19 protein-coding genes are annotated in these 22,863 nt (G+C 74.4%); 13 read left to right on the forward strand and 6 right to left on the reverse strand.

The features are described from left to right. The first annotated feature begins 153 nt into the window (after positions 1 to 153). A complete protein-coding gene (gene nadA, locus D7M15_RS05630; protein ID WP_121516481.1) occupies positions 154 to 1,353 on the forward strand; it encodes a quinolinate synthase NadA in 1,200 nt (399 codons plus the stop codon). A gap of 85 nt (positions 1,354 to 1,438) precedes the next feature. Beyond that, on the forward strand, positions 1,439 to 2,404 hold the full coding sequence (locus tag D7M15_RS05635; RefSeq protein WP_121516482.1) for a GNAT family N-acetyltransferase: 966 nt from the start codon (positions 1,439 to 1,441) through the stop codon (positions 2,402 to 2,404). 51 nt (positions 2,405 to 2,455) lie between these two features. Here D7M15_RS05635 and D7M15_RS05640 read toward each other — a convergent pair whose 3' ends face one another. The 4 genes from D7M15_RS05640 to D7M15_RS05655 form a co-directional block, all read right to left on the reverse strand. After that, complete coding sequence (locus D7M15_RS05640; RefSeq protein WP_121516483.1) at positions 2,456 to 3,139, reverse strand: response regulator transcription factor; 684 nt, start codon at positions 3,137 to 3,139, stop codon at positions 2,456 to 2,458. After that, positions 3,136 to 4,359, reverse strand: coding sequence for a histidine kinase (locus tag D7M15_RS05645; RefSeq protein WP_121520265.1), 1,224 nt, complete (start codon positions 4,357 to 4,359; stop codon positions 3,136 to 3,138). Before D7M15_RS05645 ends, D7M15_RS05640 begins: the two co-directional genes overlap by 4 nt. Positions 4,360 to 4,447: 88 nt before the next feature. Beyond that, positions 4,448 to 4,735, reverse strand: a complete 288-nt coding sequence (locus D7M15_RS05650) for a hypothetical protein (RefSeq protein WP_121516484.1) — start codon at positions 4,733 to 4,735, stop codon at positions 4,448 to 4,450. 83 nt (positions 4,736 to 4,818) lie between these two features. After that, the gene (locus D7M15_RS05655) at positions 4,819 to 5,592 is read right to left on the reverse strand and encodes a PspA/IM30 family protein (RefSeq protein WP_121516485.1); all 774 of its coding nucleotides are present in this window, start codon (positions 5,590 to 5,592) and stop codon (positions 4,819 to 4,821) included. Between the two features lie 259 nt (positions 5,593 to 5,851). Here D7M15_RS05655 and D7M15_RS05660 point away from each other — a divergent pair, with 259 nt between their 5' ends. Further along, positions 5,852 to 6,439: a DUF3043 domain-containing protein gene (locus tag D7M15_RS05660; RefSeq protein ID WP_121516486.1), complete on the forward strand. Its 588-nt coding sequence runs from the start codon at positions 5,852 to 5,854 to the stop codon at positions 6,437 to 6,439. Next, positions 6,436 to 7,179, forward strand: coding sequence for a class I SAM-dependent methyltransferase (locus D7M15_RS05665; protein ID WP_121520267.1), 744 nt, complete (start codon positions 6,436 to 6,438; stop codon positions 7,177 to 7,179). The genes D7M15_RS05660 and D7M15_RS05665 overlap by 4 nt, the downstream gene beginning before the upstream one ends. Positions 7,180 to 7,231: 52 nt before the next feature. Here D7M15_RS05665 and D7M15_RS05670 read toward each other — a convergent pair whose 3' ends face one another. Beyond that, a complete protein-coding gene (locus D7M15_RS05670) occupies positions 7,232 to 8,470 on the reverse strand; it encodes a bifunctional adenosylcobinamide kinase/adenosylcobinamide-phosphate guanylyltransferase (RefSeq protein ID WP_121516487.1) in 1,239 nt (412 codons plus the stop codon). An 84-nt stretch (positions 8,471 to 8,554) separates the two neighbouring features. On the opposite strand from D7M15_RS05670, the gene D7M15_RS05675 reads away from it, so the two are divergent. Next, positions 8,555 to 8,758: a hypothetical protein gene (locus D7M15_RS05675; RefSeq protein WP_121516488.1), complete on the forward strand. Its 204-nt coding sequence runs from the start codon at positions 8,555 to 8,557 to the stop codon at positions 8,756 to 8,758. 75 nt (positions 8,759 to 8,833) lie between these two features. On the opposite strand, the gene D7M15_RS05680 is transcribed toward D7M15_RS05675, so the two are convergent. Further along, positions 8,834 to 9,874, reverse strand: a complete 1,041-nt coding sequence (locus D7M15_RS05680) for an IS30 family transposase (RefSeq protein ID WP_165906359.1) — start codon at positions 9,872 to 9,874, stop codon at positions 8,834 to 8,836. 500 nt (positions 9,875 to 10,374) lie between these two features. Between D7M15_RS05680 and D7M15_RS05685 the strand changes: the two genes are divergently transcribed. The 8 genes from D7M15_RS05685 (at position 10,375) to D7M15_RS05720 (ending at position 22,826) form a co-directional block, all read left to right on the forward strand. Further along, positions 10,375 to 11,499 (forward strand): nicotinate-nucleotide--dimethylbenzimidazole phosphoribosyltransferase, encoded by a 1,125-nt coding sequence (locus D7M15_RS05685; RefSeq protein WP_121516490.1) that lies wholly within the window; start codon positions 10,375 to 10,377, stop codon positions 11,497 to 11,499. 57 nt (positions 11,500 to 11,556) lie between these two features. After that, on the forward strand, positions 11,557 to 12,402 hold the full coding sequence (locus D7M15_RS05690; RefSeq protein ID WP_121516491.1) for an adenosylcobinamide-GDP ribazoletransferase: 846 nt from the start codon (positions 11,557 to 11,559) through the stop codon (positions 12,400 to 12,402). A 157-nt stretch (positions 12,403 to 12,559) separates the two neighbouring features. After that, positions 12,560 to 14,140 carry a leucyl aminopeptidase gene (locus D7M15_RS05695; protein ID WP_121516492.1) on the forward strand — a complete coding sequence of 527 codons (1,581 nt, stop codon included), beginning with the start codon at positions 12,560 to 12,562 and terminating at the stop codon, positions 14,138 to 14,140. 269 nt (positions 14,141 to 14,409) lie between these two features. Then, positions 14,410 to 15,798: a dihydrolipoyl dehydrogenase gene (lpdA, locus tag D7M15_RS05700; protein WP_121516493.1), complete on the forward strand. Its 1,389-nt coding sequence runs from the start codon at positions 14,410 to 14,412 to the stop codon at positions 15,796 to 15,798. A gap of 66 nt (positions 15,799 to 15,864) precedes the next feature. Continuing rightward, positions 15,865 to 17,628, forward strand: a complete 1,764-nt coding sequence (gene sucB, locus D7M15_RS05705; protein WP_121516494.1) for a 2-oxoglutarate dehydrogenase, E2 component, dihydrolipoamide succinyltransferase — start codon at positions 15,865 to 15,867, stop codon at positions 17,626 to 17,628. Positions 17,629 to 17,819: 191 nt separating this feature from the next. Then, the gene (locus D7M15_RS05710) at positions 17,820 to 18,443 is read left to right on the forward strand and encodes a GntR family transcriptional regulator (RefSeq protein ID WP_121516495.1); all 624 of its coding nucleotides are present in this window, start codon (positions 17,820 to 17,822) and stop codon (positions 18,441 to 18,443) included. A gap of 278 nt (positions 18,444 to 18,721) precedes the next feature. Continuing rightward, complete coding sequence (gene aceE / locus D7M15_RS05715; protein ID WP_121516496.1) at positions 18,722 to 21,424, forward strand: pyruvate dehydrogenase (acetyl-transferring), homodimeric type; 2,703 nt, start codon at positions 18,722 to 18,724, stop codon at positions 21,422 to 21,424. A gap of 274 nt (positions 21,425 to 21,698) precedes the next feature. Beyond that, on the forward strand, positions 21,699 to 22,826 hold the full coding sequence (locus D7M15_RS05720; protein ID WP_121516497.1) for a WYL domain-containing protein: 1,128 nt from the start codon (positions 21,699 to 21,701) through the stop codon (positions 22,824 to 22,826). The last annotated feature ends 37 nt before the right edge of the window (positions 22,827 to 22,863 follow it).

Below are 22,863 nucleotides of genomic sequence, written 5' to 3' on the forward strand. Positions count from 1 at the left end.
GTACGCATCCGGGTCGTACGGTGCCGGGCCCGCGCGGTCGGAACGCGTCACATCGACGCGAGGGCCATCGTCAAACTGACGCGAAGCGGCTATGATAGATAGCGTCAAAGAGACGATAAGTCTCGTGTTCTGGAAACAGAAAGGGTGCGTGACGTGTCCACCGCCCAGCCCCTGGACGTACAGCCGACGCCCCTCGCCCTGCTCCTGCTCGGCCGCGAGGCGGACCCGAGGAGCGAACGCGGGGTGGAGTGCCCCGGGGACCTGCCCTCGCCGTCCGACCCGGACCTGGTGGAGCGCGCGCGGGCGGCCAAGGCACGGCTCGGAGACCGGGTCTTCGTGCTCGGCCACCACTACCAGCGCGACGAGGTCATCGAGTTCGCGGACGTGACCGGCGACTCCTTCAAGCTGGCGCGGGACGCGGCGGCCCGCCCGGAGGCCGAGTACATCGTCTTCTGCGGCGTGCACTTCATGGCCGAGTCCGCCGACATCCTCACCTCCGCCGCGCAGCAGGTCGTGCTGCCGGACCTGGCGGCGGGCTGCTCGATGGCCGACATGGCCACCGCCGAGCAGGTCGCGGAGTGCTGGGACGTGCTCACCGACGCCGGGGTCGCCGACGCCACCGTGCCCGTCGCGTACATGAACTCCTCCGCCGACATCAAGGCGTTCACCGGTCGGCACGGCGGCACCATCTGCACCTCCTCCAACGCGCGACGAGCCCTGGAGTGGGCCTTCGAGCAGGGCGACGACGGGGACGCGAACGGGCGGAAGGTCCTCTTCCTCCCCGACCAGCACCTCGGCCGCAACACCGCCGTACGGGACCTGGGCATGTCCCTCGACGACTGCGTCGTCTACAACCCGCACAAGCCCGGCGGCGGGCTCACGCCGCAGCAGCTGAGGGACGCCCGGATGATCCTGTGGCGCGGGCACTGCTCGGTGCACGGCCGGTTCTCGCTGGACTCCGTGCGCGACGTGCGGGAGCGGATCCCCGGCGTGAACGTCCTGGTGCACCCGGAGTGCAGGCACGAGGTGGTGGAGGCGGCCGACGAGGTCGGCTCGACGGAGTACATCATCCGCGCCCTCGACGCCGCCCCCGCCGGGTCGAAGTGGGCGATCGGGACGGAGCTGAACCTCGTACGGCGACTGGCGAACCGTTACGCCGACGAGGGCAAGGAGGTCGTCTTCCTCGACCGCACCGTCTGCTTCTGCTCGACCATGAACCGGATCGACCTGCCGCACCTGGTCTGGACGTTGGAGTCGCTGGCCGACGGCACCGTGGTGAACCGCATCGAGGTCGACGAGGAGACCGAGCGGTACGCCAGGCTCGCGCTGGAGCGGATGCTCGCCCTGCCGTGAACCGCGGGCCGCGAGCGGGCCGTGCGCCGCCGCGTGCCGGGTCCCGCCACGGGGGTGGGCCCGGCACGCGCGCGAGGATGGGGGCATGCTGCTGCGACCGCTGCGCGACACCGCCGAGGACGCCGAGACCGTCACCCGGATCGTGGCCGCCGCCGTACGGCCGCACGAGCCCTACCGGCCGCACGCGGGCGCGCTCCCACCCGGCACCGGCACGGGCACGGGCACGGCGACCGGTACGTACGACGACCCGTACGAGCCGCCCGACCCCTTCGCCGCGTACGACCCGCCCCCGCCCGCCGACCGCCTCCGGGAGACCGCCCGCCACCTCGTCCGCACGGACCCGCTCGGCGGCGGCTGGCTCGCGCAGACCGCCGACGGCCGCCCGGTCGGCGTGGCCCAGTCCGCGAAGCGCGAGGGCACCTGGACGCTCGCGCTGCTCGCCGTGGTCCCCGAGGCGCGCGGCGGCGGCGTGGGCACGGCGCTGCTGGGGCGGGCCGCGGAGTACGGGCGCGGCTGCCTGCGCGGCGTGCTGTGCTGCCCGCAGCAACCGGCGGCGGTGCGCGTCTGCCGCCGCGCCGGGCTCGCGCTGCACCCCGCGATGCGGCTGCGCGGCGGCGTCGACAAGGCGCGGCTCGCCGCACCGGACGGCGCGGTCGTACGGGGCGGCGCCGCGCAGCGGGACCTCCTCGACTCCGTCGACCGCGGGCTGCGGGGCGGCGCGCACCGCGCCGACCACGACCTGCTGCTGCGGCACCACACGCTGCTCGTCACCGACGACCTGGCGGGCAGCGGCTACTGCTACCTCGGCGCCGACGGCACGGTCGAACTCCTCGCCGCCACCTCCCGGCGGCTGGCCACCCGGCTGCTCACGGCCGCGCTGCTGGCCGTACCGGACGGGACGCCCGCGCACGTCCCGTACCTGACGGCCGACCAGCAGTGGGCCCTCGACGTGGGGTTGGCCGCGGGCCTCGACGCGGTCGCGGCGGGCTTCGTGGGGCTGCGCGGGATGCGGCCCCCGGCGCCGTACGTGCCGTCGCGGGTCCTCGGCTGACGGCGGCGGGCCCTGGTCGCGCACCGGCGCTCACCGTCCGCTCACCGCCCGTCAGCTGCCCGGCTGCACCAGCCCGCTCTCGTACGCCGCCACCACCAGCTGGGCGCGGTCGCGGGCCGTCAGTTTGGACATGGTGCGGTTGACGTGCGTCTTCACCGTGAGGGGGCTGACGGAGAGGCGTCCGGCGATCTCGTCGTTGGACAGCCCGGCCGCCACCAGGGCCAGCACCTCGCGCTCCCGCCCGGTCAGCAGGTCCATGCCCGCCACCTGCCGACCCTCCCCCACGCCGCCACCCGAACCGCCGCCCTGCGCGAGGAACTTGGTGATCAGCCCCTTCGTCGCGACCGGTGACAGCAGCGCCTCGCCCTGCGCGGCGATCCGGATCGCCGCCAGCAGCTCGCCCGGCTCGGCGCCCTTGCCGAGGAAACCGGAGGCGCCCGCGCGCAGCGACTGGAGCACGTACTCGTCCTGTTCGAACGTCGTCAGGATCACCACCTTCACCGCCCCCAGCGCCGGGTCGGCGCTGATCGCGCGCGTCGCGGCGATGCCGTCCGTACCGGGCATCCGGATGTCCATCAGGACGACGTCCGCGGCCCGTTCGCGGGTGACCGCCACCGCCGCCGCGCCGTCCGACGCCTCCCCGACGACCTCCATGTCGGCCTCCGAGTCGACCAGCACCCGGAACGCGCTGCGCAGCAGCGCCTGGTCGTCGGCGAGCACCACTCGGATCGTCATCCGGAACCCTCCTCGGGGGCCGCCTGGAGCGGCAGCCGTACGTGTACGCGGAAGCCGCCGTCCTCCAGCGGCCCCGCCTCGCAGCTGCCGTGCAGCGCCGCCGCGCGCTCCCGCATGCCGCGCAGCCCCAGCCCGCTGCCGGTCGGCGCCGACGACGGCGCCTGGCCGCCGCCGTCGTCGAAGACGGTGACGTCCAGCGCGGCCCGGTCCCGCGCGAGCCGCACCCACGCGTGCGCGCCGGTGCCGACGTGCTTCTGCACGTTCGTCAGCGCCTCCTGCACCACGCGGTACGCGGTCAGGTCCACGGCGGACGGCAGCGGTCCGCCCGTCTCCGGCAGGTCCAGCTCGACGGTGAGCCCCGCCCGTACGAAGCCCTCCACCAGGTCGTCCAGCACGCCCAGCCCCGGCGCCGGTTCGGTCGGGGCGGCCGGGTCGCCGGACTGGCGGAGCAGCCCGACGGTCGCCTGCAACTCGTCGAGGGCGTGCCGGCTGGCCTCCCGTACGTGCGCCAGCGCCTCCTTCGCCTGGTCCGGGCGCCGGTCGAGGACGTGCGAGGCCACTCCGGCCTGGACGTTGACGAGGGCGATGTGGTGCGCGACGACGTCGTGCAGCTCGCGGGCGATGCGCATCCGCTCCTCCGCGACGCGGCGCCGCGCCTCCTCCTCGCGGGTGCGCTCGGCGCGTTCGGCCCGCTCCTGGATGGCCTCGACGAAGTCGCGGCGGCTGCGTACGGCGTCGCCCACGGCGGCGGCCAGGGCGCACCAGGCGAGGGTGCCGAGGTTCTCCTGCGCGTACCAGGGCTGCGCCCCGTACAGCATCGCGGCCCCCGTCACGACGAACACCGTCGTGGCGCCGACCCGCCAGGAGAAGGAGCGGTCGGTGCGGGCGCACACCGTGTAGAGGGCGACGACCGTGGCCATCGACAGGGACGAGCGCTGGTCCGAGGGGGCGCCCGCGTCCAGGTCCAGCACCAGCCCGAGGACGGTGACGAACGTCGTGAACGCCAGCACCGGCAGCGGCATCCGCCGCCGCAGCACGAGGACGACGCAGCTGAGGGCGGCCAGGGACACCAGGTCGGCGTGGAGCTGCCGCTCCCCGAAGTGCGGCCGCCCGTCCACGGAGTGCGGCTGCGCGGCGGCGCCGACGAGCACCACCACGAAAGTGCCGCAGGCGAGGAGCGCGTCGGCGACGTACGGGTGGGCCCGGAGCCAGCCGCGCACCTCGGGGACGCGGGCCGCGCCGGAGAGGGTGGTCACGGGAGGCACGTTACGGCGCGGGGGCGCGGCGTACGCCCGCGGGCACCGCCGGTCAGCCCGCCGGGCCGGGGATGAGGCCGTCCTCGGTGAGCATCTCCCGCACCTCTTCGAGGCTCGCGTCGGGGGCGGGGAGGATCAGCTCGGACGGTTCCAGCGAGTCGTCGGGCAGAGCGGCGCCGCGCGTCCGTACGGCGCTCAGGAGCGCCGTCAGGGTGCGGCGGAAACCGGGGCCGTCACCGGACTCCATCTCCTTCAGCAGTTCGTCGTCGAGCCTGTTCAACTCGGCGAAGTGGCTGTCGTCCAGCCGGACCTGACCCTCACCCATGATCCGTACGATCACGACGCTCTCCTCCTCCGGGGCGGTACGCCCGCCGTCGGCCGGGTGCCCACGGGCACCGCCCGCGGACGCCGTCGGCGGTCAGGTCACTGCTTGTCGAACCGGGGGGTGCCCTGGGACTGCTGGCCGCCCTCGATGGCCGGCTTGCTCTCGCCCGGACCGGCCAGCTCGGCCTTCATGCGCTGGAGCTCCAACTCCACGTCGGAACCGCCGGACAGCCGGTCCAGCTCGGCGGAGATGTCGTCGTGCGGCGTGCCCGAGGGGTCCTCCAGGGCGCCGGACGCGAGGAGTTCGTCGATGGCGCCCGAACGCGCCTGCAACTGCTGCGTCTTGTCCTCGGCCCGCTGGATGGCCATGCCCACGTCGCCCATCTCCTCGGAGATGCCGGTGAACGCCTCCCCGATCCGGGTCTGCGCCTGCGCCGCGGTGTACGTGGCCTTGATGGTCTCCTTCTTCGTACGGAACGCGTCCACCTTCGCCTGGAGCCGCTGCGCCGCGAGCGTCAGCTTCTCCTCCTCGCCCTGGAGCGTCTGGTGCTGCGTCTCCAGGTCCGTGACCTGCTGCTGGAGCGCGGAACGACGGGTCAGCGCCTCACGCGCCAGATCCTCGCGGCCCAGTGCCAGCGCCTTCTTGCCCTGGTCCTCCAGCTTGGCGGACTGACCCTGGAGCTGGTTCAGCTGGAGCTCCAGGCGCTTGCGGGAGGTGGCGACGTCGGCGACGCCGCGGCGCACCTTCTGGAGGAGTTCGAGCTGCTTCTGGTACGAGTAGTCCAGCGTCTCGCGCGGGTCCTCGGCCCGGTCCAGGGCCTTGTTGGCCTTCGCGCGGAAAATCATTCCCATACGCTTCATGACACCGCTCATGGGCCTCGCGCGCCCCCTTCGTAACGGACTCGAGCCTCGGCACGTCTTGAGACCCCAGGGTACGGGGCCTGGTTCCATTACCGCACTGTTCGGGCGATGATCCGCTCATCCTGGAGGACGATCGCTCCCGCCCCGGCTCCCGCGGAGGGAGTAGGTGGGGCACGGGGGACCGTCGGGTGCGGCGGGTGCGCCGGGGACGTTGCCGGATCGTGCTTCGGCGGGGGTGGGGGGAGCCCGGGGGGCACCGTACCCTGGAGGCGTGTTCCGTAGCCGTTCGAAGGACGGGCCGGCCGCGACCACCCAGGTCGCCGAGCCCCAGACCCGCGACCCCCAGGCCCCGAAGGGCCGCCCGACGCCCAAGCGCAGCGAGGCGCAGAGCCAGCGGCGCAGCCTCGCCAAGGCTCCGGCCAACCGCAAGGAGGCGACCAAGCGCACCCGGGAGGCCCGGCGCACCGCGCTGGCCCGCCAGCGGGAGGCGCTGAACAGCGGCGACGAGCGTTACCTCCCGGCCCGCGACCAGGGCGCGACGCGGCGCTTCGCCCGCGACTTCGTGGACGCGCGGTGGTGCGTGGCCGAGTTCTTCCTGCCCATCGCGGTGGTGATCCTCGGGCTGAGCCTGATGCCGTCGATGCAGGTCAAGAACGCCTCGCTGTTGCTGTGGCTCGGCGTGATCGTGATGATCGTCGTCGACTCCGTCACCCTCTCCGTGCGGCTCAAGAAGGAGCTGCGCGAGCGCTTCCCGGACGACAGCAGGAAGGGCGTCGTGATGTACGCCCTCATGCGGACCCTCCAGATGCGCCGCATGCGCCTGCCGAAGCCGCAGGTCGCCCGCGGCGAGCTGCCCTGAGCCGGAACGGCGCCCCGGTCCGGGACGAGTTGGTCGCCCGCCAGCTCGACGAGCAGCTCGCGGCCCTCTTCGGCGCGGACGCCGGGGACGCCGCGGGCAGCGGTGACGCCACGGGCCCGGCGGCACCCCGGGTCCTCCGGGTCCTCGACGCGGGCCTCGGCAACGGCGCGCAGGCGCTGCGCCTGGCGCGGGCCGGTCACCGGGTGACCGGCCTGGAGCAGGACCCGGCGCTGCGCGCGCTGGCCGCCGAGGCGTTGCGGGCCGAGCCCGAGGAGATACGGGCGCGGGTCAGCATCGTGGCGGGCGGCGGCCAGGACACGGGGGCGCACTTCCTGCCGGGCGCGTTCGACGTGGTGCTCTGCCACGGCGTGCTGCTGGAGGCGCGCGATCCGGGGAGCACGCTGGCCGGGCTGGCCCGGGTGCTGGCGCCGGGCGGGCTGCTGTCGCTGCTGCTGCGGAACGACGCCGCGCTCGCGATGTACCCGGGGCGTACGGGCGACTGGGACGCGGCGCTGGCCGCGTTCGACTTCCCGGACCGCGCCTACCGGTTGGAGGCGCTGACCGCGCTGCTCGGCGGGATCGGCACGCCGCTGCGGCAGTGGTACGGCGTGGGGGTCTTCGGGCGCGAGCCGGAGGAGCCCGGCGACGGGCGGGTGCTCGCGGCGGAGGAGCGCGCGGGCCGCACCGACCCGTACCGGGCGGTGGCGTCGATGCTGCACCTCTGCGCCGTACGGGACTGAGACGTACGGGACCGGGACGCCGTACGGCGCGGGGCCGTTGAGCGGGGCCCGCCTATCCGCGCAGCCGCTGAACCGTTCCGGCGACCACCAGCAGCACCTGCTCGCACTCCCCCGCCACCGCCGCGTTCAGCCGCCCCAGCTCGTCGCGGAAGCGGCGGCCCGCCGGGGTGGCGGGGACGACGCCGGAACCGGTCTCGTTGCTGACGGCGACGACCGTACGGCGCGTGGCGCGCACCGCCTCCGCCAGCTCCGCGACGCGGGCGGCGAGGGCGCGGGCGCCGCCGTCCCGCCAGCGGGCGTCGTCCCAGGCACCGACCGTGTCCATGGCGTCCGTCAGCCAGAGCGCGAGGCAGTCGACGAGCAGCGGCGGCGCGTCCCGTTCGGCGAGGAGCGGCAGCAGGTCGCAGGTCTCCGTCGTACGCCAGGACGCCGGGCGCCGGGCGCGGTGCAGGGCCACGCGGTCCGCCCACTCGGCGTCGCCGTCGCGGGTGCCGCCCGTCGCCACGTACTCGACGCCGGGGAACGCCGCCAGCCGCCGTTCCGCCTCCGCCGACTTGCCGGAACGGGCGCCGCCGAGCACGAGCGTGCGGCGCGGCAGCGGCGGCACCTCGCGGTACTCCCCCACGTGCAGCGTCGTCCCGTCCGCCTCGGCGCGCGCGCCCGCCGCCGCCAGCCGCCGCCGCAACTCCCCGCCGGGCGGCACCTCGTGGCCGACGTGCACGGCGACGACGTCGGTCGGCGCGGCCACCGCGCCGTCCGCGCGCAGCCGCGCCAGCGCGTCGGGGCGGCCGGTCACGTCGAGCAGCACCAGGTCGTACGGCAGGTCGTACGGCGCGTCCCCGCCGGACGCGGACGGCCCGCCGTACGGGGACGGCCCGGCGGGTCCGGCGCCCGGCGGGAGGTAGAGCAGCCGGTCGCCGTGGGGGCCGGTCACGGCGTAGCCGGTGCCGGGGGCGTCCAGGGAGACGGCCCGTACCCGGTGGCCGCTGATCAGGGCCAGTTCCTGCCCGTCGGGGACGCGTACGGGCGCGGGCAGTTCGGCCGGGAACTCGACCGCCGGGCCGTCGTGCGGGTGGGAGAGCAGCAGGTGCCGTACGCCGTGCAGCGAGTGGCCCGCACGGGCCGCCGCCAGCGCGGGCCCGGGGGTGAGGTCGAGCAGCAGCACGCCGTCGACGAGCACCGCGGTCGCCGCCCGCGCGCCGGTGCCCACGGCGGCGGCGCAGGCCGCGCACGGACAGTCGGGGCGGGGCAGGCCCGCGGGGCCTCCGGTGCCGAGCAGGGTGAGTTCCACGCGTCGATCGTCTCGCGCCCGTCCACGGGGCGCGCACCGGGCATTACCCTTCGGGAGGCACACGAGGGCGATCCTGGAGGCGACATGGCGTGGACGTGGCGGTTCGAGAAGTCCGACGGCAGTGAGACGGAACCCGCCGTCCAGCCGGAGGAGTTCCCGACGCAGGGGGACGCCGAGTCGTGGATCGGCGAGGTCTGGAAGGACCTGGCGGAGGGCGGCGCGGCGCAGGTGACCCTGCTGGAGGACGGCACGCCGGTCTACGGGCCGATGAGCCTCGACGCGGGCTAGGTGACAGGTGACGGCCCCGACTCCCGTACCCCGTACGGCCTTGGGTTCGAGGGGTCGTTGCAACACCACTTGGTTTTAGGTGGTGAGTAGATCACGTAGACGCTCGGCTGGGGTATCCCAGCCGAGCGTCTTGCGTGGGCGTCCGTTGAGTTCCTGGGCGACGTGTTCGAGGTCTTCGGGGCTGTGCGCGCTCAGATCGGTGCCCTTGGGGAAGTACTGGCGGAGCAGTCCGTTGGTGTTCTCGTTGGAGCCGCGTTGCCAGGGGGATGCCGGGGCGCAGAAGTAGACGGGCATGTCGGTGGCCGTGCTGAACTGCTTGTGGCGTGCCATCTCGCTGCCCTGGTCCCAGGTGAGGGAGCCGCGCAGGTGGGCGGGCAGGGTCTGGACCGTGGTGACGAGGCCGTCGCGGACGGTCTCGGCGTCGTGGGCTCCGCCCGGCAGGTGGACCAGCATGGTGTAGCGGGTGCTGCGCTCGACCAGGGTGGCGATCGCGGAACGGCCGTTTGCGCCGATGATCAGGTCGCCTTCCCAGTGACCGGGCACGGCCCGGTCCTCGACGTCGGCGGGCCGGTCGCTGATCATGATCATCGGGTCGTTGAACCGCGGTGTGCGCCGCTGGGGGTCCCGGCGTGGTTTGCGGCGGGTCCGGCCGGAGCGGATGGCTGCCTGTACTTCCCGCTTCAGGCCGCCGCGAGCCTGGAAATACAGCGCCTGGTAGATCGTTTCCACGCTCACCCGCATGCTCTCGTCGTCGGGATGTTCCCTGCGTAGAGCGTGGCAGATCTGTTCCGGTGACCACCGCCTGCGCAGTCCGTCCTTCACGAAGCGTCGCAGCCGTCCCTCGCGCAGCAGCTTGCGGTCCTTGGGCCGGGGCCTGCGCGAGGCGGCCGCCCGGTGGGCCGCGTAGGGCTGGTAGCCCTCGCTGCCCGAGTTCGCGTCGATCTCCCGCTTGACGGTGCTCGCCGACCGTCCCAGGGCCCGTCCGATCGCCCGCAGCGACGTGCCTGTCGCGCGCAGATCGCGGATCCGTTCACGCTCGGCCAGTGTCAGAAACCGCGGGTCGAGCTGCTTGTCCAGGGCCGTCAGGCCCACCGGTGCTGTGGTCACACCGCACATCGTGACGGTCCCGGTGGCGTAGTCGACACGGCGCCCGTCGGCATAAGTGCGCGAAGAACTGGTCTTCTTGACGCCCCAGTCCCAGTCCTTGGCCGTGCGCTCGTTCACACCAACCTGCCGGGCCGCCACCCGCCGTGCGACACCAGCGGCCCGAAGCCGCTCGTACTCGTCACGCCCGGGATGCCGGCGCGGCAGACGCACCGAAATCCGTCCGGCCTTCCGAGCCCAACCGAAAGCCGTGTTCCGGTTCACCCCCAGCTCACGCGCCACCACGGTCACATTCCCCACGACATCCAGCCGCGCAAGGAAACGCTCCCTCAACCCTGCAAGATCATCACGCCCAACAGCCACGGTCCTCGCAACTCCCACAGATCGCAGGTGTTGCGAGGACCGTTAGAACCCAAGGGCAGTCGGGGCCCTACCCGTACGGGGCGGGTGCCTGCGGGCGGGCCCGGGTGCGCGCCCGCGACCCGCGCGCGCCGGTCGCGTAACCTTCGCGCATGCGTGACGGCAGCCTGAACCTGGACGACTTCGAAGACCTCATCGAGCGCCCCGACAGCGGCCTCCGCCGCGACGCGGAAGACCGGCGGTCCCGTACCGGCCTGCCGTCGGGGGCCCTCGGGCGCCTCGACGAGCTGGGCGAGTGGCTCGCCGCGGCCCAGGCGTCCGTACCGGTACGGCCGGTCGTGAGCCCGCGCCTGGTCCTCTTCGCGGGCGACCACGGCGTGGCCGGGCTGGACGTCTCCGGGCACCCGGCGGGCACGGCCGCACGGCTCGTACGGAGCGCGCTCGACGGCGAGAGCCCCGGCGTGGTGCTGGCGCGGCGGCTCGGCGTCGAGGTGCGCGTCGTGGACATGGCGGTCGACTGCCCGGCGGACGAGCTGCCGCCGGAGGTGACGCGGCACCGCGTACGCCGCTCCTCGGGGCGGCTGGACGTCGAGGACACGCTGACCGCCGAGGAGGCGGAGCGGGCATTCCGCGCGGGCATGGCCGTCGCGGACGAGGAGGCCGACGCGGGCACCGACCTGGTGGTGCTGGGCGACCTGTCGGTCGGCGGTACGACGGCGGCGGGCACTCTCGTCGCCGCCCTCTGCGGCACCGACGCCTCCGTGGTGACGGGGCGGGGCGGGGCGGGCATCGACGACCTGGCGTGGATGCGCAAGTGCGCGGCGATCCGGGACGGGCTGCGGCGGGCGCGGCCCGTGCAGAGCGACCAGTTGCGGCTGCTGGCGACCGTGGGCGGCGCGGACCTGACGGCGATGACCGGCTTCCTGCTCCAGTGCGCGGTGCGCCGTACGCCCGTGATCCTGGACGGTGTCGTCACCGCCGCGTGCGCGCTGGTCGCGCAGCGGGTGGCGTTCCGCGCGCCCGACTGGTGGCTGGCCGGGCAGGGCAACGAGGAACCGGCCCTCCGCAAGGCCCTCGACCGCATGGCGCTCGAACCGCTGACCGGGCACGGGGTGGCCGTCGGCGGCGGCGTGGGCGCGCTGCTCGCGCTGCCGCTGGTGCAGGCGGCGGCGCAGCTGGCGGCGGAGCTGCCGGAGCGGGACGGCGACGCGGACGCGGCCGAGCCGGGCGCCACGGACCCGGCGGAGGACGCGGACGCGGCGCTCGACGCGACCTGACCCGTACTCCCGCAGCCGGAGGTACGGGCCCGTACTCCCGGCGGTAGCCTCCCCGCCATGACCCCGGCAGACCCGGCGCGCCCCGAGGACCCCGCAGACCCCACGGACCCCGCGCCCGCGCCGTCCGCGCTCGCCACCGGGCTGCGCTTCGCCTTCGGCACCCTCACCGTGCTGCCCGTACGCGTCACCCGCTGGGACCGCGACGCCGCGCGCACGGGCATGCTGTGCGCGCCCGTCGCCGGTGCCGTCGTCGGCCTGGCGGCGGCCGCGCTCGGCGGCGTGCTCCTGCTGCTCGGCGCCGGGCCGCCGGTGGCCGCCGTCGCCACGGTCGCCGCGACCGCCGCGCTCACCCGGGGGCTTCACCTGGACGGGCTGGCCGACGTGGCCGACGGGCTCGGCAGCGGCAGGCCCGCCGAGGACGCGCTGCGGATCATGAAGCAGTCCGACATCGGCCCGTTCGGCGTCCTCACCCTCGTCCTGGTGCTGCTGGCGCAGACGGCGGCGCTGGCCGAGCTGTACGCCGACGGCTGGGCCACCGGCGCCTCCGCCGCCGCCGTCGCCGCCGTCACGGCCCGCGCCGCCCTCACCCTCGCCTCCCGCGCGGGCGTGCCCGCGGCCCGCCCCGGCGGGCTGGGCGCGGCGGTCGCGGGCACGGTTCCGGTACGGGCGGCGTACGCGACCGCCGTGGCGGTCGCCGTACTGGCCGCCCCCGTGGGCGCGGCGGGCGGCGGGGCGGTGGCCGGTGCGGTGGCGTACGCGGCGGCCGTCGTGCTCGCCCTCTGCTGCGGGGAGTCGCTGCTGCGCCACTGCCTCCGGCGCCTCGGCGGGGTGACCGGCGACGTGTACGGGGCGCTGGCCGAGACGGCCGCCTGCGCCGTACTGGTCGTGCTCACCCTGGGCTGAGCGGCGACGGGTCCGTCGCGCCCGCGGACCGTACAGGCGTAGGGTCGCCGGAAACCCGGGCCCGGCCCGGCATACGATGCCCGAAGTGTCCGCACCACGGACGCGCGCGCCGAATCCGAACCGGCGGCCCCCAAGACGAAAGCAGGTCCCCGCAACCGTGTCTCCTCTGACTCTCAGCACCTCGTCCGCAACGGCGCTGCGCGCGGACGCCGTCGTCGTCGGTGTCGCCAAGGGCGCGAAGGGGCCCGAGCTGGCGCCCGGCGCCGAGGGCGTGGACAAGGCGTTCGGCGGGAAGCTGGCCCGCGTCCTGGACAGCCTCGGCGCGGCGGGCGGCGAGGGCGAGATCACGAAGCTGCCCGCGCCGGCCGAGGGCCTGAAGGCCCCGGTCGTCGTCGCGGTCGGGCTGGGCAGGGCCCCCGCCAAGGGCGGCGCGTACGAGCCGGAGGCGCTGCGCCGCGCGGCCGGTGCCGCGGCCCGCGCGCTGGCGGGGACGGAGAAGGCCGGGTTCGCGCTACCGCTGGCGGACGTGCCCTCGGTGGCGGCGGTCGCGGAGGGCGCGCTCCTCGGGGCGTACACCTTCACCGCGTACCGCGGCACGGAGGACAAGAACGCGAAGGACGCCAAGGCCGGGAAGAACGGCAAGGCGGGCAAGGGCGGCAAGGACGCCGGGAAGGGCGGCGCCCCGCTCGCGGAGATCGTCCTCGTCGGCGGCAAGCCGCGCGACAAGGCCCACAAGACGGCCGTCGAGCGCGCGCAGGTGCTGGCCGCCGAGGTGCACCGGGCCCGCGACCTGATCAACACCCCGTCGAACGCCCTGGACCCGGCCGCGTTCGCCGCCGAGGTGGAGAAGGCGGGTCGCGAGCACAAGCTCAAGGTCGAGGTGCTGGACGAGAAGGCCCTCGCCAAGGGCGGCTACGGCGGCATCCTCGGCGTCGGCCAGGGCTCGGAGGCCCCGCCGCGGCTGGTGCGTATCGCGTACACGCACCCGAAGGCGAAGAAGTCGCTGGCGTACGTCGGCAAGGGCATCACGTACGACTCGGGCGGCATCTCACTGAAGCCCGCGGGCTACAACGAGACGATGAAGTGCGACATGAGCGGCGCCGCCGCCGTGTTCGGCGCCGTCGTCGCGGCGGCCCGGCTCGGCCTCCGTGTCAACGTCACCGGCTGGCTGGCGCTCGCGGAGAACATGCCGTCCGGCGCGGCCACCCGCCCCGGCGACGTGCTCACCATGTACAGCGGCCGGACCGTCGAGGTGCTCAACACCGACGCCGAGGGCCGCCTGGTGCTGGCCGACGCGCTGACCCGCGCCTGCGAGGAGTCGCCGGACGCCGTCGTGGACGTGGCGACGCTGACCGGCGCCATGGTGGTGGCGCTGGGCGACCGTACGTTCGGGATCATGGCGAACGACGACGCGTTCCGCACCAGCCTCTTCGAACTGGCCGGCGAGGCGGGCGAGGACGCCTGGCCGATGCCCGCGCCGGAGCACCTGCGGGAGACGATCGACTCCCCGGTGGCGGACCTCAAGAACATCGGCGGCCGGATGGGCGGCGGACTGCTCGCGGGCGTGTTCCTGGCGGAGTTCGTCGCGGAGGGCACCACCTGGGCCCACCTGGACATCGCGGGCCCGGCGTTCAACGAGTCCGGCCCGTACGGCTACACCCCCAAGGGCGGCACCGGCTCCGCCGTGCGCACGCTGCTGGCGCTGGCGGAGCGTACGGCCGCGGGCGACCTCGGCTGACACCGGACCACCGGACACGTACGCGGTCACGCGTACGACGATCCCGTGCGAAGGCCCCGATCGCTCACGGCGAACGGGGCCTTCGGCGTCCGTACGGGACCCGAGTCCCGTCTTCCGGCAACAAGTGCGAAGATGGTTCCTCGGCAGGACAGGGCCCCAGCGGCTTCCAACAGAAGACGAGTCCAGGGCCGAACACAGATGCGGCCGCACATACAGCCGCCCGGCCGGTGAGGACCGGCCCCGGCGCACCCATGCATGGAGGACGTGACGTGGCGAACGACGCCAGCACCGTTTTCGACCTAGTGATCCTCGGAGGCGGTAGCGGCGGCTATGCCGCTGCCCTGCGCGCCGCACAGCTGGGTCTCGATGTCGCGCTGATCGAGAAGAACAAGCTCGGTGGCACCTGCCTGCACCAGGGTTGTATTCCCACCAAGGCGCTGCTGCATGCGGGCGAACTGGCCGACCAGGCGCGCGAGAGCGCCGAGTTCGGCGTGAAGGCGACGTTCGAGGGCATCGACATCGCCGGCGTGCACAAGTACAAGGACGGCGTCATCGCCGGTCTCTACAAGGGCCTCCAGGGCCTGGTCGCCAGCCGCAAGGTGACCTACGTGGAGGGCGAGGGGCGGCTCGCCTCCCCCACCTCCGTACAGGTCAACGGGCAGACGTACGAGGGTCGGCACATCCTGCTGGCGACCGGCTCGGTGCCCAAGTCCCTGCCGGGGCTGGAGATCGACGGCAACCGGATCATCTCCTCGGACCACGCGCTCGTCCTCGACCGCGTCCCGCAGTCCGCGATCATCCTCGGCGGCGGCGTCATCGGCGTCGAGTTCGCCTCCGCCTGGAAGTCGTTCGGCACGGACGTCACCATCGTCGAGGGCCTGCCGCACCTCGTGCCCGCCGAGGACGAGAACAGCTCCAAGCTCCTGGAGCGCGCCTTCCGCAAGCGCGGTATCGGCTTCTCCCTCGGCTCGTTCTTCGAGAAGGCCGAGTACACCGAGAACGGCGTCCGGGTCTCCCTCGCCAACGGCAAGACGTACGAGGCCGAGGTGCTGCTCGTCGCCATCGGCCGCGGCCCCGTCTCGCAGGGCCTGGGCTACGAGGAGGCCGGGGTCGCCACCGACCGCGGCTTCGTCCTGGCCGACGAGCTGTGCCGGACGAACGTCCCGACGGTCTCCGCCGTGGGCGACCTCATCCCCACGCTCCAGCTGGCGCACGTCGGCTTCGCGGAGGGCATCCTCGTCGCCGAGCGGCTGGCCGGGCTGAACCCGGTGCCGATCGACTACGACGGCGTGCCGCGCGTGACGTACTGCCACCCCGAGGTCGCCTCGGTCGGTGTCACGGAGGCGAAGGCCAAGGAGGTGTACGGCGCCGACAAGGTCGTGACGCTCAAGTACAACCTCGGCGGCAACGGCCGCAGCCGCATTCTGAAGACCCAGGGCGAGATCAAGCTCGTCCAGGTACGCGATGGCGCCGTGGTCGGCGTCCACATGGTCGGTGACCGGATCGGCGAGCAGGTGGGCGAAGCCCAGCTGATCTACAACTGGGAGGCGCTGCCGGCCGAGGTCGCGCAGCTCATCCACGCTCACCCGACGCAGAACGAGGCGCTCGGCGAGGCCCACCTGGCGCTCGCGGGCAAGCCGCTGCACTCGCACGACTGACCGCGCCCGCCCGGGGCGCGACGCCACCACGAACATCCGTACTTTCCGTGAGGAGCAACCGAAACCATGGCGGTTTCCGTAACCCTGCCGGCGCTCGGCGAGAGCGTCACCGAGGGCACCGTCACCCGCTGGCTGAAAGCCGAGGGTGAGCAAGTCGAGGCCGACGAGCCGCTGCTGGAGGTGTCGACCGACAAGGTCGACACCGAGATCCCCGCCCCCGTGTCGGGCACCCTCGCCTCCATCAAGGTGGCCGAGGACGAGACGGTCGAGGTCGGCGCCGAACTGGCCGTCATCGACGACGGGAGCGGCGGCGCGCCCGCCGCCGAGCCGGAGCAGGCCGCGCCCGCGCAGCCCGAGCCCGCCCCGGCCCCGCAGGCCGAGCAGGCGCCCGCGGCCGAGCCGCAGCAGCCCGCGGCGGCCCCGGCCGCTTCGGGCGGCGGCGCGGAGGGCACCGACGTCGTGCTGCCCGCGCTGGGCGAGTCCGTCACCGAGGGCACCGTGACGCGCTGGCTGAAGGAGGTCGGCGAGTCCGTCGAGGAGGACGAGCCGCTGCTGGAGGTGTCGACGGACAAGGTCGACACCGAGATCCCGGCGCCCGCGGCGGGCACCCTGCTGGAGATCGTGGTGGGCGAGGACGAGACGGCGGAGGTCGGCGCCAAGCTGGCCGTCATCGGCTCCGGCTCCCCCGCGCCCGCGCCCGCCGCGGCCCCGGCGCAGCCCGCCCCCGCGCAGCAGGCGCCCGCGCAGCCCGAGCCCACCCCGGCACCGGCACCGGCGGCTCCGCAGCCGCAGGCCGCGCCCGCCCAGCCCGCACCGGCGGCGGCGCCCGCGCCGACCCCGGCTCCGGCCCCGGTCCAGCAGGCCCCCGCCGCCCCGGCGGCCGCGCCCGCCGCGTCCGAGGCCGACGGCGCGTACGTCACGCCGCTCGTCCGCAAGCTGGCGGCCGAGCACGGGGTGAACCTGGCGAGCGTCAAGGGCACCGGCGTCGGTGGCCGTATCCGCAAGCAGGACGTCACGGCCGCGGCCGAGGCGGCCCGCGCGGCGCAGCCGAGCGCGCCCGCCGCGGCGGCGCCGAAGGCCCAGTCCGTGTCGCTGGAGCCGTCGCCGCTGCGCGGCCAGACGGTGAAGCTGCCGCGGATCCGCAAGGTCATCGGCGACAACATGATGAAGGCCCTGCACGGGCAGGCGCAGCTGTCGAGCATGGTCGAGGTGGACGTCACCAAGATCATGAAGCTGCGGGCGCGCGCGAAGGACTCGTTCGCGCAGCGCGAGGGCGTCAAGCTCTCCCCGATGCCGTTCTTCGTCAAGGCCGCCGTCCAGGGCCTGAAGGCGCACGCGGGCATCAACGCGCGGCTGAACGAGGACGAGGGCACCATCACCTACTTCGACACCGAGAACGTCGGTATCGCGGTGGACTCCGAGAAGGGCCTGATGACCCCGGTCATCAAGGCGGCCGGTGACCTCAACATCGCGGGCATCGCGCGCAAGACCGCGGAGCTGGCGGGCAACGTACGGGCGAACAAGATCAGCCCGGACGACCTGGCGGGCGCGACGTTCACGATCAGCAACACCGGTTCGCGCGGCGCGCTGTTCGACACGATCATCGTGCCTCCCGGTCAGGCGGCGATCCTCGGCGTCGGCGCCACCGTCAAGCGCCCGGTGGTCCTGGACCACCCGGAGCTGGGCGAGACGATCGCGGTGCGCCACATGACGTACCTGACGCTCTCCTACGACCACCGCCTGGTGGACGGCGCGGACGCCGCCCGCTACCTGACGGCGGTCAAGGCGGTACTGGAGGCGGGCGAGTTCGAGGTCGAGCTGGGCCTCTGACCCGCACCGCACGCACGGCCCGTACGGCGGCCCCGCCCGGAACGCACCGGGCGGGGCCGCCGTCGTCGTACGGGTCCCGGCGCGGGTCGTGCGCACGACTGTGACGCACGGCCCGTGTGCCGTATCCCGCACACCGTGTGCGGCCCCGCGCCGTAGGGTTCGGGGCACCAGCCGCCCCTGAGGAGCACGCCATGACGCCGCCCGTCGTCCACTCGCTGCGCGAGCAGATCCGTGAGCACCTCGTGGAGGGGATCGTCAGCGGGCGCTGGAAGCCGGGCGAGCGGATCGTGGAGCGGCGGATCGCGGTGGAGCTGGAGGTCAGCCAGACGCCCGTACGGGAGGCGCTGCGCGAGCTGGAGGCGCTGCGGCTGATCGAGTCGGTGCCCAACAAGGGCGTACGCGTGCGGGAGTTGACCGCCGCCGACCTGGAGGAGATCTACCCGGTGCGGGCGGGCCTGGAGCAGCTCGCCGCGGAGCTGGCCGCGCCCGCGCTGGCGGCGGACGCGTCCAGGCTGGAGCCGCACGTCACGGCGTTGTACGGGGCGGACCGGGGCGGGGACGGGGAGGCGCAGGTCCGGCACACGGTGGCGTTCCACCGGGAGCTGGTGCGGGCCTCGGGGAACAGCGTGCTGCTGCACACCTGGGAGTCGCTGGGCATCGAGGTGTGGACGGCGCTGTCGATCCGTTGGCTGGGCACGGTGCAGGAGTCGTACGCGGAGGAGCACGCGGCGGTGCTGGAGGCGTTCCGGCGGGGGGCGCCGCGGATCGGTGAGCTGGTCCGGGACCATGTGCTGGGGTGCGCGCCCCGGCCCTGACGGGGAGCGCGCCGCCACGGGCGGCCTGTCCGCCGCCGTCACCGCCCGGTACCGGGCGCGCACGGCCCGGTCACCGCTCGCGGCACCTGGTGCCCAATTCCACGGCACGGAATGCCAATTTCACCGGAAACCTTTGATCGATCATCGATCGCAGGCTTACAGTCCGAGTGCTGGGACGCGACCCTGTCCTGCCTGCCAAGCGGACCCACCGGTCACCTGCCGGTCCCCCGCACCACAGCGTCCAGCTCAGCTGTCCGCCCGTCCGGAAGGTGGCCACCATGCCCGACCCCGTACGCGTCTCCCCGAGCCAGCTCGACCAGCTCCCGGACCGCGACCCGCAGGAGACCGCCGAGTGGCGGGAATCGCTGGACGCCGTGACCGCCCACGCGGGCGGCGACCGCGCCGCGTACCTGCTGCGCCGCACCCTCGAACACGCCGACAGCACGGGCGGGGGCCTCGCCCTCCCCCCGCTGCTGGAGACCGACTACGTCAACACCATCCCCACCGCCGCCGAGCCGGAGCACCCCGGCGACCCGGTGCTGGAGGCGCGGATCACCGCCTGGAACCGGTGGAACGCCGCCGCCATGGTCACCCGCGGCAGCCGCTACGGGCTCGGCGGGCACATCGCCACCTTCGCCTCCGCCGCCTGGCTCTACGAGACCGGCTTCCAGCACTTCTTCCGCGGCAAGGAGGACGCCGCCTCGGGCGGCTCCGGCGACCAGCTCTACCTCCAGGGCCACGCCTCCCCCGGCATCTACGCCCGCGCCTTCCTCGACGGCCGCCTCACCGAGGCGCACCTCGACCGCTTCCGGCAGGAGACCGCGGGCGCCGTCGAGGGCCTGTCGTCGTACCCGCACCCGCGGCGGATGCCGTGGCTGTGGGAGTTCCCGACCGTCTCCATGGGCATCGGGCCGATCTCCGCCGTCTACCAGGCGCGGTTCAACCGCTACCTGGCCGGACGCGGCATCAAGGACACCGCCGGTTCGCACGTGTGGGCGTTCCTCGGCGACGGCGAGATGGACGAGCCCGAGTCGACCGCCGCCCTGGCGCTCGCCGGGCGCGAGGGCCTCGACAACCTCACGTTCGTCATCAACTGCAACCTCCAGCGCCTCGACGGCCCGGTCCGCGCGAACTTCAAGATCGTGCAGGAGCTGGAGGCGCAGTTCCGCGCTGCCGGCTGGAACGTCGTGAAGTCCCTGTGGGGCGCCGCCTGGGACGAGCTGTTCCGGCTCGACACCACGGGCGCGCTCGTACGGCGGCTGCGCGAGGTGCCGGACGCGCAGTTCCAGACGTACGCGACGCGCGACGCCGCGTACATCCGCGCGCACTTCTTCGGCGCGGACCCGGCGCTCGCCGCCATGGCGGAGCTGCTCACCGACGCGAAGATCACCGAGTGCTTCCACACCTCGCGCGGCGGGCACGAGCCGCGGAAGGTGTACGCCGCCTACCGCGCGGCCGTCGCGCACGAGGGCGCGCCGACGGTGATCCTCGCGCAGACCGTGAAGGGCTGGACGCTCGGCTCCGGCTTCGAGTCGCGGAACGCCAACCACCAGATGAAGAAGCTCGACGGCGCCCAGTTCCGCGCCATGCGCGACCTGTTGGAGCTGCCGATCCCGGACAGCGCGCTGGACGCCGACCTGGTGCCGTACGCCCACCCCGGCGCGGACTCCCCCGAGGTGCGCTACCTCCAGGAGCGGCGCGCCGCCCTCGGCGGCCCCGCGCCCGCGCGCCGGGTGCACCCGGTGGCGCTGCCGGAGCCGTCCGCGAAGCCGTTCGAGACGCTGGCCAAGGGGTCGGGCACGCAGGAGATCGCCACGACGATGGCGTTCGTACGGCTCGTCAAGGACCTGATGCGGGACAAGGAGACCGGCCGCCGCTGGGTGCCGATCGTGCCCGACGAGGCGCGGACCTTCGGCATGGAGTCGCTGTTCCCGACCGCCGGGATCTACTCGCCGCGCGGCCAGACGTACGACGCCGTCGACCGCGACCAGCTGCTGTACTACAAGGAGGCCACGGACGGCCAGATCCTCAACGAGGGGATCACGGAGGCCGGTTCGATGGCGGACTTCACGGCCGCGGCGACGTCGTACGCGACGCACGGCGAGCCGATGATCCCGTTCTACATCTTCTACTCCATGTTCGGCTGGCAGCGCACGGCCGACCAGATGTGGGCGCTCGCGGACCAGCTCGGCCGCGGCTTCCTGATCGGCGCCACCGCGGGCCGTACGACGATGACCGGCGAGGGCCTCCAGCACGCCGACGGCCACTCCCCGCTGATCGCGTCGACCAACCCGGCGGCGCTCAGCTACGACCCGGCGTTCGCGTACGAGGTCGGCGTGATCGTACGGGACGGGCTGCGCCGCATGTACGGGCCGGACGCCTCCCGGCACGAGGACGTCTTCTACTACCTGACCGTCTACAACGAGACGAAGGTCCAGCCGCCGATGCCGGAGGGCGTCGAGGAGGGCATCCTGCGCGGGCTGTACCGCTTCCGCGAGGGCGTGCCCACCGAGGCCGACGCGCCGCGCCTCCAGCTGCTGGCGTCCGGCACCGCGATCCACTGGGCCCTCGACGCGCAGCGGATGCTCGCGGACGAGTGGGGCGTGACCGCCGACGTGTGGTCCGCGCCGTCCTGGAGCGAGCTGCGGCGGGACGCCCTGGCCTGCGACGCCGCGCAGCTGCGCGGCGAGGACCGGGTGCCGTACGTGACCCGCGCGCTGGCCGGGGCGCCCGGCCCGGTGCTGGCGGTCAGCGACTGGATGCGGGCCGTGCCGGACCAGATCAGCCAGTGGGTGGAGCAGGACTGGTCGTCGCTGGGCACGGACGGCTTCGGCCTGTCCGACACCCGCGAGGCGGCCCGGCGGCACTTCGGCGTCGACCCGGAGTCGGTCGTCGTCGCGGCGCTGTCCCGGTTGGCCCGGCGCGGCGAGGTGAAGCACGAGACGGCCCGGCGGGCGGCGGAGCACTACGGGCTGGCCTGAGCGGGCGCCCGCTGAACGGCGGTGGTCCGGTGCCCGCGCCGGGCGGTGCTCGGTTGCCCGCGCCGGGCGGGCGATCCGCCCGGGGCGACTGAAACGGGCAGCGGCCCGGGGCGCGCGTGCGGCGGCGGTGCGCGTACGGCACGTACGGGCACCGCCGTTCGCGTGCGGCGTTCCGCGTACGATCACCCCGGCGCGACCGTACGCGTACGGAGCGATCACGCCGTTTCGTGACCGCGGCGGTCCGCGACGCGAGGGGGCCAGGCACACTTCGGTCATGCGCGCTGCACGTCTCATCAGATTGGTGCTCCTGCTCCAGACCCGTCGGTCGATGACCGCCGCCGAGCTGGCCGCGGAGCTGGAGGTGTCCGAACGGACCGTGTCCCGGGACGTGTTGGCCCTGTCCGAGGCCGGGGTGCCGGTCTACGCGGACCGCGGCCGGTCCGGCGGCTACCGGCTCATCGGCGGCTACCGCACCCGGCTCACCGGCCTGGCCCGTACGGAGGCGGAGGCGCTGTTCCTGTCCGGAGTGCCGTCCGCGCTGCGGGAGATGGGGCTCGCGGACGCGGCGTCGGCGGCGCGGCTGAAGGTCTCCGCGGCGCTCGTACCGGAGTTGGCGGACGCCCAGCGGTCGGCCGCCCAACGCTTCCACCTGGACGCGCCGGGCTGGTGGCAGGAGCCGGAGACACCGCCGCTGCTGCCCGCCGTGGCCGACGCGGTGTGGGACGACCGGCGCATCGCCGTGCGCTACCGGCGCAAGCGGCGCGAGGGCGGCGGTGACGGCGGCGGCGGGGACGGTGGTGACGGCGGCCGGGCGGGGAGCCAGGAGGCCGAGGTGGCGCGGGAGTTGGAGCCGTACGGGCTCGTGCTCAAGGCGGGCGTCTGGTACGTCGCGGCGCGGGTGGGCGGCGACTTCCGGGTGTACCGCGTGGACCGTTTCACGACGGTGGACGGGACGGCGGGCGGGGGCCGGTTCACGCGTGACGAAACGTTCGACCTGCCGGGGTTCTGGGCCGAACGGGCCGCCGCGTTCGCCCGTTCCCTGCTGCGGGAGGAGGTGGTCCTGCTGCTGTCGGAGCAGGGCGAACGGCGGCTGCGGTACGTCACCGACCGCGCCGCCGCGGACGAGGCGGTGGCCCGCGGCGAACGGGCGGCCTGCGGGAGGCTGACCGTACGGCTGCCGGTGGAGGGCATGGACGTGGCGTTCGGCCAGCTGTTCCAGCTGGGCCCGGAGTGCGAGGTGCTGGAGCCGGGCGCCCTGCGCGCCCGCTTCCTGGCGGTGGCGACGGCCACGGCCGCGCTGTACGGCGGGACCGCGGGCGCCGGGACTCCGGGCGGCGGCACGCCGGGCGCGGGGGCGTACGGGAGCGGGACCAGCGCCGGGGACGGGCCGCCGACGTCCTGACGGCCCCTCCCCCGGCGCCCCCGCGCCCCCGCGCCCC

It is taken from the genome of Streptomyces sp. Z26, from assembly GCF_003665095.1.
GTDB classification, from domain to species: Bacteria; Actinomycetota; Actinomycetes; order Streptomycetales; family Streptomycetaceae; genus Streptomyces; species Streptomyces phytohabitans.

Coding starts and splice junctions, on each gene's coding strand:
- D7M15_RS05635 (WP_121516482.1), top strand. CDS start 1,439: ATGCTGCTGCGACCGCTGCGCGACACCGCCGAGGACGCCGAGACCGTC.
- D7M15_RS05640 (WP_121516483.1), bottom strand. CDS start 3,139: ATGACGATCCGAGTGGTGCTCGCCGACGACCAGGCGCTGCTGCGCAGC.
- D7M15_RS05655 (WP_121516485.1), bottom strand. CDS start 5,592: ATGAGCGGTGTCATGAAGCGTATGGGAATGATTTTCCGCGCGAAGGCC.
- D7M15_RS05675 (WP_121516488.1), top strand. CDS start 8,555: ATGGCGTGGACGTGGCGGTTCGAGAAGTCCGACGGCAGTGAGACGGAA.
- D7M15_RS05680 (WP_165906359.1), bottom strand. CDS start 9,874: ATGTGCGGTGTGACCACAGCACCGGTGGGCCTGACGGCCCTGGACAAG.
- D7M15_RS05685 (WP_121516490.1), top strand. CDS start 10,375: ATGCGTGACGGCAGCCTGAACCTGGACGACTTCGAAGACCTCATCGAG.
- D7M15_RS05690 (WP_121516491.1), top strand. CDS start 11,557: ATGACCCCGGCAGACCCGGCGCGCCCCGAGGACCCCGCAGACCCCACG.
- sucB (WP_121516494.1), top strand. CDS start 15,865: ATGGCGGTTTCCGTAACCCTGCCGGCGCTCGGCGAGAGCGTCACCGAG.
- D7M15_RS05710 (WP_121516495.1), top strand. CDS start 17,820: ATGACGCCGCCCGTCGTCCACTCGCTGCGCGAGCAGATCCGTGAGCAC.
- aceE (WP_121516496.1), top strand. CDS start 18,722: ATGCCCGACCCCGTACGCGTCTCCCCGAGCCAGCTCGACCAGCTCCCG.
- D7M15_RS05720 (WP_121516497.1), top strand. CDS start 21,699: ATGCGCGCTGCACGTCTCATCAGATTGGTGCTCCTGCTCCAGACCCGT.